Genomic DNA, 13,259 nt, shown 5'->3' on the forward strand with positions numbered 1-13,259 from the left:
GAGTCTCGCATGCCCGATTCGACGACAGTGGAGGAATCCTGCAATGAAGGCTTTGACCTGGCACGGCAAGGGCGACATCCGATGCGAGAGCGTTCCCGATCCGGCGATCGAGGACGAAGGCGACGCCATCATCAAGGTCACCGCCTGCGCGATCTGCGGCTCCGACCTGCATATCTACAACGGCCTCATCCCGGCGATGGAGCACGGCGACGTCGTCGGCCACGAGACCATGGGCGAGGTGGTCGCGCTCGGCAAGGCGGCGTCGAAGCTGAAGGTCGGCGACCGCGTCGTGGTGCCCTTCACCATCGCCTGTGGCGAGTGCTTCTTCTGTCAGCGGGGCTTCCACTCCGCCTGCGAGCGAACCAATCCCGATCGGGAGAAGGCGGTGAAGATGTGGGGCAATTCGCCCGCCGGCCTGTTCGGCTATTCGCATCTCCTCGGCGGCTATAGCGGCGGCCAGGCGGAATATCTGCGCGTGCCGCATGCCGATGTCGGGCCGATCAAGGTACCGGAGGAGCTCACCGACGAGCAGGTCCTGTTCCTCTCCGATATCTTCCCGACCGGATACATGGCGGCCGAATTCTGCGACATCGAATCCGGCGACACGATCGCCGTCTGGGGCTGCGGGCCGGTCGGCCAGATGGCCATCCGTTCGGCCTTCCTGCTCGGGGCCGAAAGGGTGATCGCCGTCGATACGGTTCCCGAGCGGCTGCGGCTTGCCGAAACGGCGGGCGCGGCAACGCTCGACTATATGAAGGAGGATATCTACGACCGCATCATGGAGATGACCCATGGGCGCGGCGCGGATGCCTGCATCGATGCGGTCGGGACGGAGGCCGACAGCCGAGCGAGCCTCGATTCGCTCGTCGACCGGGTCAAGGTCGCCGCCTATCTCGGTACTGATCGTCCGCATGTGCTGCGCCAGGCGATCCATTGCTGCCGGAACTTTGGCACGGTCTCCATCGTCGGCGTCTATGGCGGATATCTCGACAAGATACCCTTCGGCTCGGCGATCAATCGGGGCCTGACCTTCCGCATGGCGCAGACACCCGTTCAGCGCTATCTGCCCGTCTTGCTCGATCGCATCCGCATCGGCGAGATCGATCCCTCCTTCGTCATCACTCATCGAGGCTCGCTGGAGGAGGGGCCGGACCTCTACCAGGCCTTCAACAAGAGGGCGGACGGCTGCGTCAAAGTCGTCATGAAACCTTGAGGGCAACGTGCCCCCTCAGAACTCCAGGATCGCATAGGGTCGGCCCGTCGGCTTCTCCACATGGGCCGCGACGTTGAAGACCGGTGCGCCGCCAGGCGTCGTGCCTTTGTAAGTGCCCTTGTGTGCGTGGCCGTGGACGACGGCGCTGACGCGGAACCGGTCAATGGTCTCCGCGAAACGGGAGGAGCCGAGGAAGGGATAGATCTCTTCCGGTTCTCCCGCGACGGTCTCGGCGATCGGGGCGTAATGAAGCACCACCACGGAATGTTCGGCGCTGGTCTTTCGCAGGGCGTTTTCGAGGCGCATCGCTTCGTCGACGGTCGCGGATACCATCGTCTTCAGGGCCGTTTCGCCGAAGGAACCGAGCATGTGCCGCCCGAACCCGCCGACGAAACCCTTCGTTCCGGCGAAGCCGATGCCGGCGATCTCGACCGCCTGGCCATCCAGGAGGTGGACACCTGCCCTCATGAAGATCGACGAGATCTCCTCGACCGCATCGCATTGGTGGTCGTGATTCCCGAGAACCGCCACCACCGGGATCGTGCAATATTTCAGATCGGCGGCGAGCAGCTCCGCTTCGGCCGGCTTGCCGAGATCGGTGAGGTCGCCGGCGATTACCAGCACATCGGCGACTTTCGACACTTCCGAAAACAGCTCCGTATAGGAGACCGAACGATCCTCTTTCATGTGGAGGTCCGCAACCGCGGCGACTTTCAACTTGCCCATCGTGACAACTCCCTATTTTCCAGTCCGCATCTCGAGGTCGCCGCCGACATCGGCAAACCCCCATTCGGTCACGTCGATCTGGTAATCCGTCCGCGAGTACATCCGCCCGCGGCAGATTTTCGTCTGGGGCAGCGGGAGATCGCGCTGCGCCGCCAGCCGGCTCAGAAGCTCGTCCATCAGCCAGAAGGGGACCCTGTCGCGCTCCGAAGGGTAGATCCACCGGAAATTGAGCAGATGAATCAGCAGCACCTCCCAATGCGCCTCCATATATTCGAGCAGCCGCCGCCAATCGATCCGGTCGTGGGTCTTGAGGATCGTGTGGGCGACGTCGGCGCCGTCGTAGCGCTCGCGAAGCTGGATGAAGGATTTCGACCAGACCAGCTCAGTCGGTGAGACGATCGATACCCGCGAGGCGCTGAGCTCCACCGGCAGTGCGTGTTCGAACCAGGCATCGTTGACGAGCATGGTGCCGTTCGGGGAGGCGAAGATGACGTCGAAGAAGAACTTGCCCTTGTAGACCTTTCCGAGCCACCGGTCGTCCTCGATCTCGACCGAATAGCCGCGCGTCTTGAAATGCTTGAGGATGCGGGTGTAGTCGCCTGCCTTGCAGAAGACGTCGAGATCCTTCGTCGGCCTGGAAATGCCGGTATAGGCGCTGACGGCGAAGGTGCCGGCGATCAGAAACGGGATCTTGGACTTGACCAGCTCCGCAATCGCAGTGGCGACGAAGGCTTCGGCCTTCTCGTCGACAAGCTGCGGCAGCGCGAGTGGCGTGCGCGTCGTTCGCGGCGACTTCGACTTGGGTGGCATTGCCGATGGCATGCTTTCTCTCCTGCGAAGGAACACCTACGAGAACACGCGAGAACTCGGCTAAGTTCCGCAGCATCGACGGTGCCGCGTGCCTAGTTATGCGCCCAAAGGCCCGCTGAATTGCTGCCCCAAATCGATTCCGATTGAGGGTGGGCGCTGCCGGAAGGGCTCGGCGAGAGAGATGGTCAGAGTCAAAGGCGCAGCCGCATGCGGCTGCGCCTTTGGTGAGGCGAACGCTACAGCGCCGGCGGGCGGTAGCGCTCACGCTCGCGCTGAACCTCATCGAGGCTCATCGGCGCGGAGGCGGCGTCGAACGTGCTCCAGCCTTCTTCTGTATAGGCACGCCGGCGAACCGAGGGGTCGACGGCATGGCGGTTTCTGAGGATCGCATCGGCCTGCGGGACGAGGGCCTCGTCGACCTTCGCCACCACCAGCGTGCCGCCCCTGCGCACGCCCTCGGCGTAAAGATGCGCCTCCTCTTCGGGCACGCCGGAATCCGTCAGCGATCCGATGATGCCGCCGGTGGCGGCACCCGCCACGGCTCCGGCGACCGCGCCGGCCGCCGTCGAGGCGAGCCAGCCGGCAGCGACCACCGGCCCGACGCCCGGAATGGCCATCAGCCCGAGCCCGGTCAAGAGACCGACGGCACCGCCGCCGGCCGCACCAAGGCCGGCACCGACGCCTGCGCCTTCAGCCGCCCCGGAACTCTCGCCCGAGTAGCGATCGCCGACATTGTTGGCGACGATGCTGATATCTTCCGACGGAATGCCGGCCGCCTCCAGGTCGTTCACCGCCTGTCGGGCGTCGTGATAGTCGTCGAAAAGCCCTGCCACAGTTCTCATCTTCTTCTCCCTTTCTATAGCGCTGGAAGGGGAACGAGCGGATCGCCGCCCCGTTCCCGGCCGCATTCACGCATCTAGAGCGCGGTGACGTTGCCCTGGTAGTCGAGAGCGACGGTGACGGACTTGCCGTCCTTCATGGCGGTTGCACGCCAGACTCCCTGATCGTCGAGCTTCAGCCCCTTGACGTCGGCGTATCCGGCCTCCTCGATCCGCTCGCGCGCCTGGTCTTCCGTAAAACTGTTCTTGCCGGCGACGGGAGCTTCGGGGTTCTCAGTGCCGGGCGTGGCGATCGCCGGTGTGCTTCCGCCCGAGGTTGCCGATTGCCCAAAGGCCGGCATTGCTGCAGCGCTCAGGAGCACTGCAACGCCAAAGATCGTGTTTCTCATAGCCTTTCCTCTCTCGAGAATTCTTTTCCCGACCAACCAAACTGGCCGGACATTGTTTGGTTCCGAGCCGTGCCGGTGGGAATGCCGGGTAGGCGGGCGCCGAGGAGAGGCGGCTTCTTGCGGAACTTTTCCGAGCTTCGCCGGTTGCCGCAGCCGTCAACCGAGACCACTGAGGAGAGCGCAATGGCTACCAATGTAAAGGACGGCAAGGCGCCGAAGAGCTCCAGCGGAACGCATGGCGGAAACCGCGCGGGCGACCAGGTCAAGAAGGGCGCGGCGCAGAAAGGCGAGGCCAAGAAGAGCAGCCAGGCGGCGGGCAAGGACCCGCAACGGGGCAAGGGCTGAGGCCTTCAATCAGGGGCGCAAACAAAAGGCCGGGCTCAGCCCGACCTCTCATCGCCACCTCCCGCCGCTGCCAGTACATCCGTGGTCAGCGACGAGAGGGACAGTAAAAGCAGTGTAGGCGCCGATTGTTACAGTGGCAAGACACTCAAAAGGGGGTGTTTGGCTATGAGACGTCATGTTCTTTGACGTCGCGACTTTCGGATTCCGGCCGCAATCCGCCTGCCGTCGCGGTTGACACGATCCCACAACGCCGCGCGTTTTTATCAGACGCGCAAAGTCGCTGTCGCACTTTGAAATGCTGCATGTCTCCGGGAGCGCCGACGAGATCTAGCCCGCGCACCTCGCCATCACGACGTTTGAGCGAAGTTTGTCTCCCGCAAAACATCGCGTTCGGGCGGGGCGAAACCGAATCTATTTACCGGCATGTACCAGTTGGGGAGCGTGCTCGGCGCCTTCCACGAAGAGTTTGCCGCCGGTCCGGGAGATTTCGACGGCTTGGCTGGGCTCGTCCAACCGGCCTGGAATCGAAATCGTGAGGCCTCGGCCCTCGTCCAGTGTCACCTCGAAGCGCACGGGAGAACCCGCCTCTCCCTCCGCGATGGTGGTGACCACACGAAAATCGTCACCGGCTTCCGTGTAATAGACGACGCCATGGTAAGCGCCGAGGTCGATGCTTTCGCCTTGCAGGGCCTCAAGTTCACCCGCAAAGGCGCTGCTTGCCGTCACGCAAAGAGCCGCGAGAACTGTGTATCTGCACATCGTCGCCTCCCTGCTGCATAATTCCTTATATCGGGAATCGATTTAAGGACAAAATCATGCAGCAATTCAAAGTGCTACAGCACCTTTGCGCGTCTTGTACGACGTGCGGCGCGGTAGCCGAGAAAGGTCCGAACAAGACCTGTGCCTGAGGTTACTAGGCGTGCATAACTTCGTCTGTGATTATTCGCACAGGGGCTGACAATCCAACTCAAACGGAGACCGTGCGCCGACGGCCAGGGCCCTATTTCCATTTGCTGCCGAAGCCAAAGGAAGTAGATTTGGCCGAACGGAAGCACTGGCCATGACACGTTCGCCTGATTTCCTTTCGAGACTGGACAATAAGGCCGTTGCTGCGTTGTCGGAGCGCTGGATCGTTCGTAGTTACGCCCCCCAGGAGTTGATCATCGCCCATGGCGAAAGCGGGCGCGATGTGTTCTTCATACTTGAGGGACACGCCCGCGTGACCCTCTTTTCGACGAACGGTCGCGAGGTCCTTTACGGTGACCGCGGGCCCGGTGATATCGTCGGGGAACTGGCCGCTATCGATGGCAAGGCGCGATCGGCGACAGTCCTGGCCATCGACGCAACGCGTGCCGCAAGGTTGCCGGCGAAGGACTTCCGCAGCCTGATCGCGGAACCACCACCCGGAGTTTTCGTGGGCTCTCCTCGAATACCTGTCGGCGGGCATAAGGCACATGACCGACCGGGTTTACGAGTTCAGTACTCTGGTCGTGCGTCGGCGTCTCATCCTCGAATTGCTTCGCCGCGCTGACGAAGCGCATGCAGACGACAGGCAGGCCGTCATAAACCCGGCGCCCACTCATTTCGAACTGGCCGCCTCCATCAGCACGCAGAGGGAAGCGGTTTCTCGGGAAATGAGCACTCTCTCGAAAAGGGGACTGATCGAGAGACGCGGCCGCAGGCTGTTGCTCTGCGACCTTGCGGCCCTTGAAATGCTCGCGGGAAAGGAAGGGTAGCGGGCCAAAGTGCTGCAGCGACCCTTACGCGTCTGATAGGACGCGCGGAGCTATGGGACCGATTTCCTTGTAGAAGAACTGCTCGGCCACTGCATTCGCGGCATGGTTTCGACGTAGCGCTGGAGCAACCACAAGAGGATTACTCGCCATTTGGAAGACAATACGAAAAGCCATACCGATTTATTTGTCGGAATGCGGCCTTCAACGCGCACAAACCTCATCGTTGTTTGCTATACTCCCGAAGGGGAATTCGCGATGCTGCTCGATCGAGAGGGTCCACTCGAGGCTTTGCTGGCCGCAATACGGAGTGCGGCGGTCGGTCGGGGCAGCACAGTGCTGCTGGAAGGCGAAGCCGGGATCGGCAAGAGTTCTCTCCTGCGCGAGTTCGCCGAGCAGGTGGATAAAGACTGCCGGGTGTTATGGGGCTGGTGCGAGGCGCTTTTCACGCCGTGTCCGCTCGGACCTTTGCAGGACATGGGGCAATCGTTTGACCCGCGCGTGGCAGCACTGCTCGATCAGGCGGCTCCGCCAGAGCGCCTCTTTCCGGCGTTATTGAATGTGCTCCAGCACGCCAGTAGTGCGATCATACTCATCTTCGAGGATGTACACTGGGCCGACAACGCGACGCTGGACCTTGTGCGATATCTTGGTCGCCGCATCTCGTTGCTCCCCACCGTGCTGGTACTCAGTCTGCGCAGCGATGAAATCGGCGCCGATCATCCCCTGACGCACGTGCTCGGCGATCTTCCGTCCGCGTCAGTCACGCGCATAGTGCTTGAACCGCTGTCTCCCGCAGCAGTGGCCATACTGGCTGAGCAGGCGGGCCGCTGCGCCGCTGATCTCTATCGCATTACGGAGGGCAATCCCTTTTTCGTCACCGAACTTTTGGCAAGCGGCGCGACCGAGCCTGGGCGCGTACCGGATTCGATACGCGATGCGGTCTGGGCGCGCCTGTCGCGGCTGACAGCGGGTGAGCGTGAAGTACTTGAAGTGATCAGCATAGTGCCAGGCAGCGTGGAGCCTTCCCTTACCCGGGCTCTGCTCGGTGTCGAGGCCGAGGCACTGGTTGACCAGTGCGTGGCGCGCGGACTGTTGCGGCGAGACAACCAAGGGGACGTGACGTTTCGACATGAGCTTGCCCGGCAGGCGACGCTCGACCGGCTGGCACCGACCCTTCAGAGGTCACTCCATGCAAAGGTGGAGACAGCGCTGTCGCAAGTCCTCACGACACAAGCATCTACCCTGCTTTCACGCCGGGTACACCACGCGGCTGGAGCCGATGATGGGGCACGCGTTCTCGAACTCGCGCCGCAAGCCGCAGCGCATGCGGCGCGTCTGGGCGCCCACCGAGAGGCGGCCTCGCATTTGGCGATGGCTCTCAGATACGTTGCGCGGGCGGCACCGGAGCTGACCGCACGGCTTTACGAGGACTGGGCTTACGAGGCCGGACTGACGCTCCTCGTCTACGAACCGGTGATCGAGGCGCACCATCGTGCCATCGCGATCTGGCGCGAACTCGGACGCATCGACAGGATCGGTCCCAACCTGTGCAGGCTATCGCGGCTGCACTGGCGCCGCGGCGAAGGCCAGCCGGCAGAGGACTACGCAGAGCAGGCGGTGCGCGAAATGGAAAAGCTGCCGCCCGGCTCGGAACTGGCGATGGCCTATAGCACACGCTCTCAACTTCATATGCTCCACTATCGCTTCGACGAAGCGATAGATTGGGGGTTGCGGGCGATCGCACTCGCCGACCGATTGGGTGAGATCGAAACGCGCGTTCACGCTTTGAACAATGTCGGCACCGCGCTCCTTTTCGCCGCCCGCCCGGGCGGCCGCGAGCGGCTTGAGGAAAGCCTGGCACTGGCGCTCGAGCACGAGTTCCACGACCATGCGGCGCGAGCCTACACCAACTTCGCGGAATGCGCGGTCGTGTCCAAGGACTTTGTCCTGGCCGAACGCCTGTTGGCCGAAGGCATCGCATTCGCCAGCAGGCACGATCTCGATTCGGCAGCGCAATACCTGCTCGGTCGACAAGCGCAGCTTCGGATGGAGCAGGGCCGTTTTCGCGAAGCTGGGACCATTGCGCAGGGCGTCATGAATCTGGTACGCCTGCCGATGGTCATGCACTTGCCGGCGCTTACCGTGCTCGGAACTGTGCGTGTGCGGCTGGGCGAGCCCGGTGGTTTGGCGCTTCTCCAGCAGGCCCTCCATGAGGGATTGGCGACGGGAGAGCCCCAGCGTATCGTGCCAGTCCGCCTGGCGCTGGCCGAAGCGGCCTGGCTTGCCGAAGATCACAGTGCTGGTCACGAGCAGTTGACTGCCGTCGCGGCAATGGATCTCGACAATTTCCGTAGCTGGGACTTCGGCGAACTGGCGGTCTGGTGGCAGCGATGCGGTATGGCCACGCCGCTGCCGGAGTCGAAGGTACAGATTCCCTTGCCGCGCTCTGCCGAACTCCGCGGCGATCCCTTGGCGGCGGCAGCCGAATGGGATCGCCTCGGGCTTCCCTATGAAGCGGCGCTCGCCCTGATGCAGGTTCGCGGAGGCGGTACTGGGCCGGCACTGGCTCGCGCCGTCACGATGTTCGAGTCGTTGGGGGCGCGTCCCGCTGCGGCGCTGGCGCGGAAGCAGGCGCAGCGCTTAGGTATTGCGGGCCAATTGCCGAAGAGCCGCAGGGGGCCATACGGGACCGCCCGCCGTCACCCGCTCGGGCTGACGCGGCACGAACAACAAGTGCTCGCCTTGATCGCGGTGGGCATGAGCAACAAGGAAGCCGCCCAGCGTCTGTCACGCTCTCCGCGCACGATCGAGCATCAGGTCTCGGCCGTGCTTGGCAAATTCAACGCCGCCAACCGGATGGAAGTGCTCCTGCGCCTGCGCGGCGAGCCATGGCTCCTGTCAACCGCCGACGCGCTGCAAACTGTCGAAAACTAGGCAAGCTCGCGAAATTTAGGGAACCGGCGCCCGGCAAATTGGGGGCCGGTACCGATGTGACTTGGCGGCTGCACGCATAGGCTCCGATGATGGGAAAAGACTGCCCAGACAGTCTATTGCGGAGGAGGAGAAACGATGACCAGATGTTCTACCGCATGCGCAATGGCATTACTCGCCATGACAGGGGTTGCCGGCGCGTCAGAACTGGCGCCGGGAAATGGCCACAGCGTTCATCTCGGTCTCTTCGATGGTGCGGTGTATTACACGGTCGAGAAAGACGGCTATCGGGTGGTTGCGACTTTGGCCTCTGGAGCGGAAACGCAGCCGATACGCTTCGTGTCCACACTCGGACCGGGGGAGCGGCTGATGATCTCTGTGCCGCAAGCCATCGGCCAGCCGTCTGCCGACTTCGAAATCATACGCGAGGGCGAAATTCTCCACGTGCAGGAGCCCAGCGGCAATCTGATCGACAGCGTCGCAACCAGCGCCGTACTCAAGGAGTGACTCTTTTTGGGTCAAAGATATCTCGGGTGATTCGTGCGCGCTTCACTCAGGAGATGCCGGCCGAGCAGCCCGCCCCCTCACCACCGCAGGAATGCGAATTCGGGACGTCGACCATCGTACACGCGGCCGATCGCCTCCTAAACGCCTTCCTGTGGAAGATGCGTCCATTGCAACCGCAGCACCTGGTTCTATTCGCCCTCGCCTGTGGCTTCGCGCTCGGTTCCGGGGGATTTTCGCAGGACGCCGCGGCCGACAAGCTCTATAAAGTTGTCGATGGCATGGCCGATGCGCGGACCTACAATGGTTACCGACGTTATCATGGCGGGTGCAACCATTGCCACGGCCCCGATGGAGTGGGCTCGACCATTGCGTCCTCTCTTGTCGACCGGCCGCTCGATATCGAGAACTTCAGGCGCGTTGTTCGCGACGGCCAGAGCAGCAGCGAAAACTCGTTCATGAAAGGGTTCGCCGACGACCCCAATTTCGCGCCTTATATCGACGACATTTACGCCTATCTGCAGGCCCGCGCCGACGGCGCACTCGGCCGGGGGCGGCCAAAGAGACTGGAGCCGTAGAGCCGCTTCGACAACGTAGAAGCTTGATTTCCGGAGGGCGAAGCGTTCTCAAGAGCGCTGGCGCAAAAGGACCTTCGGGAGTCTCCCGATCAGACACGTTCTGCGCTTAGGTGATTATTGGGATTCAATTTGAATGGTGATCCCGGCGCGATTCGAACGCGCGACCCCCAGATTAGGAATCTGGTGCTCTATCCTGCTGAGCTACGGGACCACTCGGCATAAACCCATACAAAAGCGAGGCCTCTTCGCCAAGTGTTTTTGCGTGTGCGGCCGGAGATTTGCCGTGCGTCGAGTCCGATGCGTCGATGCGAAATCAGGGGGCTAGCATCATCGACGGGGTGAATGCTAAGCAGGGGCCGGCGGCGGTCGGAGGAGATGCCGCCCTTTCCCGCAGCTCATCCATCCTGGGGACCTGATCCGCGCATGTTTATCGGAATCGATTGGGGCGGCACCAAAATGGAAGTCATCGCGCTTAGCCGCGATGGCGAGACGCGTGCCCGGCACCGGGTCGCAACCCCGACCAGCGGCTATGACGCGTGCGTCCGCGCCGTGGTCGATCTGGTCGCTGCCGCCGAAGAGACGGCCGGCCAACGCGGCTCGATCGGCATAGGCATTCCCGGCAGTCCCAATCCGCGCACGGGGATCGTACGCAACTCCAACGCCGTGCTCATCAACGGCAAGCCGCTCGGGCGCGACCTCGAGGCCGTACTGGGACGCAAGGTGCGTCTTGCCAACGACGCCAATTGCCTGGCGGTCTCCGAGGCGGTCGACGGGGCCGGCAAGGATGCGCATGTCGTATTCGGCATCATCGTCGGCACCGGCCATGGCGGCGGGCTGGCGATCGGCAAGAAGGTGCATGCCGGCTATCAGGGCATCGCCGCGGAGATCGGCCATTATCCGCTGCCCTGGATGACCAAGGACGAATATCCCGGGCATAAATGCTGGTGCGGCAAGCTCGGCTGCCTCGACATGTATGCCTGCGGCACCGGGGTCGAACTCGACTATCGCCTGACGACCGGCACCGACCGCCGCGGCCGCGACATCATCGAGGCGAAGCGTGCCGGCGATCCCATTGCGACCGGGGTCTACGCCCGCTTCGTCGACCGGCTTGCCCGCAGCCTGGCGCTTCTGACCAATATCGTCGATCCGGACGTCTTCGTGCTCGGCGGCGGCATGTCGAATGTCGACGAGATCTATGGCGAATTGCCGGGTCTGATCACCAAATACCTGTTCGGCGACAGTTTCGAGACGCCGATCCGCAAGGCCGTGCACGGCGACAGTTCCGGCGTGCGCGGCGCCGCCTGGCTCTGGAAGGAATAGCGCGTGCCGAGGCTTGGCGGCGGCAGGCCAGAAGGGGGCATCGCCCCTCCAATTCGATCATGACAAGCGGAGGCATCATGAACATCGACAATGATCTGCGCCGGATCGCGCTCCAGGAACAGGAATTGCAGTTCGAGCGCTTCGATCTCGACACGGCCTGGACGCTCGGATCGACGCTCCGCCGCATGGCGGCCGAGCGCAAGCTCGGCGTCGTCATCGACATCACGCTTTTCTCCATGCAGGTCTTCTACGCGGCGCTCGATGGGGCGACACCGGACAACCCGAACTGGGTGCGGCGCAAGCGCAACACGGTCTTCCGGCTGTTCAAGAGCAGCTACGCCACAGGCCTTAGCCTGTTGAAGCAGCAGACCAACCTGCAGGCGAAGCTCGGCCTGCCGGATCAAGAGTTCGCCGCGCATGGTGGCAGCTTCCCGATCGTCGTGAAGGGAACCGGTTGCATCGGCGCCATCACGGTGTCGGGCTTGCCGCAGCGCGACGATCACAATCTCGTCGTCGAGGCGCTCGCCGAACTTCTCGGCGCGGATCACGACGGGCTGAAACTCGAAACCTGATGCGCGGGCCAATGGACATTTCATTAAGGGCGAGGGAGCTCGGCCGCTGGCTCGCGGAAGCCGCTTTGCCGCTCTGGCGCGACAAGGGGTTTGATGCGGCTGGCGGCGGTTTCGTCGAGACGATCGACATGGCCGGCGAGCCGACGCGGGCCGATCGCCGCTCGCGCGTCCAGCCCCGCCAGGTCTATTGCTTCGCGGAGGCGGGGCAGCGCGGCTGGCGCGGCGACTGGCGTACGGTCGCTGAAAGCGGGCTTTCCTATTTTGATCGGGTCTACCGGCAGCCGAGCGGCTTCTATGGCGCGCTTGCCAATGCCGACGGGGAAATCATCGATCCGTCCTTCGACCTCTACAACCAGGCCTTTGCCCTGCTTGCCTTCGCCTATCTCGCCGAGGTGATCCCGGAGCGGAAGACCGAGATGGTCGGGCGCAGCAACGATCTTCGACGCAGGCTGGAGGCCCATTGCAAGCATCCGGTCGCCGGCTTCGAGGAGGACGAGCCGCCGCGCCTGCCGCTCGGCTCCAACCCGCATATGCACCTCTTCGAGGCCTGCCTCGCCAGCGAAGCGGTCGACGGATTCGACCGGGTCGCTTGGCCCAATCTCGCCGACGAGATCGCTCATCTGGCGATGGATTGCTTCATCGACGCCGAAACCGGCGTGCTGCGCGAGTTCTTCGATCACGACTGGACAGCCTTTCCGGGCGAAAAGGGCCGCATCGTCGAACCCGGCCACCAATTCGAATGGGCATGGCTGCTCCTGCGCTGGGCGGAGCGGCGCGGCAATGCCGAAGCGATCGTCAAGGCGCGCCGGCTTTTCGAGATCGGCGAAACACACGGTATCTGCGGCAAGCGCGACGTGGCGATCATGACGCTCTTCGACGACCTGTCGGTCGCCGACCCGGTGGCGCGCCTCTGGCCGCAGACGGAATGGCTGAAGGCGGCGATCCGCTTCGCTTCGCTTTCCGACGGCAGCGAGCGGCAGCGCTACCTTGCCTCGGCCTCACGTGCGGCCGCGGCGCTGCAGCGCTTTCTGGAGACGCCGATCCCCGGCCTCTGGCGCGACAAGCAGAAGGCCGACGGCAGCTTCGTCGACGAACCCGCGCCGGCCAGCAGCTTCTACCATATCCTCTGCGCGATCTATGAAGTCGAGGATTGCCTGAAGCGGATGTGAAGCATCGACTCCGGTTTTCGCCTTTGATGGCCTGCCGCGCCCGCGGCGGGCTTCTCTTTTTGGGCTGGGTCTGTCAAGCAAAGGACATCCTCTCCGCGCCTACAAGGCGCGGCGTCGGTCGTTGTCT

Annotated in this window: 15 protein-coding genes and 1 tRNA gene; 10 read left to right on the forward strand and 6 right to left on the reverse strand. The window is 63.2% G+C overall.

All coding sequences use genetic code 11. The annotated features are described in order from the left end of the window. The first annotated feature begins 43 nt into the window (after window positions 1–43). On the forward strand, window positions 44–1,213 hold the full coding sequence (locus ATC00_RS01040; RefSeq protein ID WP_037389674.1) for a zinc-dependent alcohol dehydrogenase: 1,170 nt from the start codon (window positions 44–46) through the stop codon (window positions 1,211–1,213). Window positions 1,214–1,228: 15 nt separating this feature from the next. On the opposite strand, the gene ATC00_RS01045 is transcribed toward ATC00_RS01040, so the two are convergent. The 4 genes from ATC00_RS01045 to ATC00_RS01060 form a co-directional block, all read right to left on the reverse strand. Further along, the gene (locus ATC00_RS01045; protein ID WP_037389672.1) at window positions 1,229–1,939 is read right to left on the reverse strand and encodes a metallophosphoesterase family protein; all 711 of its coding nucleotides are present in this window, start codon (window positions 1,937–1,939) and stop codon (window positions 1,229–1,231) included. 12 nt (window positions 1,940–1,951) lie between these two features. Continuing rightward, window positions 1,952–2,761 carry a hypothetical protein gene (locus ATC00_RS01050; protein WP_037389669.1) on the reverse strand — a complete coding sequence of 270 codons (810 nt, stop codon included), beginning with the start codon at window positions 2,759–2,761 and terminating at the stop codon, window positions 1,952–1,954. A 224-nt stretch (window positions 2,762–2,985) separates the two neighbouring features. After that, window positions 2,986–3,591, reverse strand: a complete 606-nt coding sequence (locus tag ATC00_RS01055; protein WP_064251698.1) for a general stress protein — start codon at window positions 3,589–3,591, stop codon at window positions 2,986–2,988. 74 nt (window positions 3,592–3,665) lie between these two features. Beyond that, window positions 3,666–3,977: a PepSY domain-containing protein gene (locus tag ATC00_RS01060; protein ID WP_037389630.1), complete on the reverse strand. Its 312-nt coding sequence runs from the start codon at window positions 3,975–3,977 to the stop codon at window positions 3,666–3,668. Window positions 3,978–4,160: 183 nt separating this feature from the next. Between ATC00_RS01060 and ATC00_RS32845 the strand changes: the two genes are divergently transcribed. Further along, window positions 4,161–4,322: a hypothetical protein gene (locus ATC00_RS32845; protein WP_082911916.1), complete on the forward strand. Its 162-nt coding sequence runs from the start codon at window positions 4,161–4,163 to the stop codon at window positions 4,320–4,322. Between the two features lie 411 nt (window positions 4,323–4,733). Here the strand turns inward: ATC00_RS32845 and ATC00_RS01065 are convergent, their stop codons facing one another. Further along, the gene (locus tag ATC00_RS01065) at window positions 4,734–5,081 is read right to left on the reverse strand and encodes a hypothetical protein (RefSeq protein ID WP_037417532.1); all 348 of its coding nucleotides are present in this window, start codon (window positions 5,079–5,081) and stop codon (window positions 4,734–4,736) included. 301 nt (window positions 5,082–5,382) lie between these two features. On the opposite strand from ATC00_RS01065, the gene ATC00_RS01070 reads away from it, so the two are divergent. The 5 genes from ATC00_RS01070 to ATC00_RS01085 all read left to right on the forward strand — a co-directional run bounded on the left by ATC00_RS01070 (window position 5,383) and on the right by ATC00_RS01085 (window position 10,071). Next, a complete protein-coding gene (locus tag ATC00_RS01070) occupies window positions 5,383–5,853 on the forward strand; it encodes a Crp/Fnr family transcriptional regulator (protein ID WP_234782226.1) in 471 nt (156 codons plus the stop codon). Next, window positions 5,777–6,058 (forward strand): helix-turn-helix domain-containing protein, encoded by a 282-nt coding sequence (locus ATC00_RS33305; RefSeq protein WP_234782227.1) that lies wholly within the window; start codon window positions 5,777–5,779, stop codon window positions 6,056–6,058. The genes ATC00_RS01070 and ATC00_RS33305 overlap by 77 nt, the downstream gene beginning before the upstream one ends. 150 nt (window positions 6,059–6,208) lie before the next feature. Further along, entirely contained in the window at window positions 6,209–8,992 is a 2,784-nt protein-coding gene (locus ATC00_RS01075) for an ATP-binding protein (protein ID WP_234782228.1), read from the forward strand. Window positions 8,993–9,127: 135 nt separating this feature from the next. Then, on the forward strand, window positions 9,128–9,496 hold the full coding sequence (locus tag ATC00_RS01080; protein WP_234782229.1) for a hypothetical protein: 369 nt from the start codon (window positions 9,128–9,130) through the stop codon (window positions 9,494–9,496). A gap of 26 nt (window positions 9,497–9,522) precedes the next feature. Continuing rightward, window positions 9,523–10,071, forward strand: a complete 549-nt coding sequence (locus ATC00_RS01085) for a c-type cytochrome (protein ID WP_234782230.1) — start codon at window positions 9,523–9,525, stop codon at window positions 10,069–10,071. A gap of 134 nt (window positions 10,072–10,205) precedes the next feature. Here ATC00_RS01085 and ATC00_RS01090 read toward each other — a convergent pair. After that, a tRNA-Arg gene (locus tag ATC00_RS01090) sits at window positions 10,206–10,282 on the reverse strand. A gap of 212 nt (window positions 10,283–10,494) precedes the next feature. Here ATC00_RS01090 and ATC00_RS01095 point away from each other — a divergent pair. From ATC00_RS01095 to pmi, 3 genes are all read left to right on the forward strand, one after another. Beyond that, entirely contained in the window at window positions 10,495–11,391 is an 897-nt protein-coding gene (locus ATC00_RS01095) for an ROK family protein (protein WP_037389641.1), read from the forward strand. A gap of 77 nt (window positions 11,392–11,468) precedes the next feature. Then, window positions 11,469–11,963 carry a heme-degrading domain-containing protein gene (locus ATC00_RS01100; protein WP_037389644.1) on the forward strand — a complete coding sequence of 165 codons (495 nt, stop codon included), beginning with the start codon at window positions 11,469–11,471 and terminating at the stop codon, window positions 11,961–11,963. 11 nt (window positions 11,964–11,974) lie between these two features. Then, complete coding sequence (pmi, locus tag ATC00_RS01105; RefSeq protein WP_064251699.1) at window positions 11,975–13,132, forward strand: mannose-6-phosphate isomerase Pmi; 1,158 nt, start codon at window positions 11,975–11,977, stop codon at window positions 13,130–13,132. The last annotated feature ends 127 nt before the right edge of the window (window positions 13,133–13,259 follow it).

Origin of the sequence: Sinorhizobium americanum (assembly GCF_001651855.1) — a bacterium.
GTDB lineage: Bacteria > Pseudomonadota > Alphaproteobacteria > Rhizobiales > Rhizobiaceae > Sinorhizobium > Sinorhizobium americanum.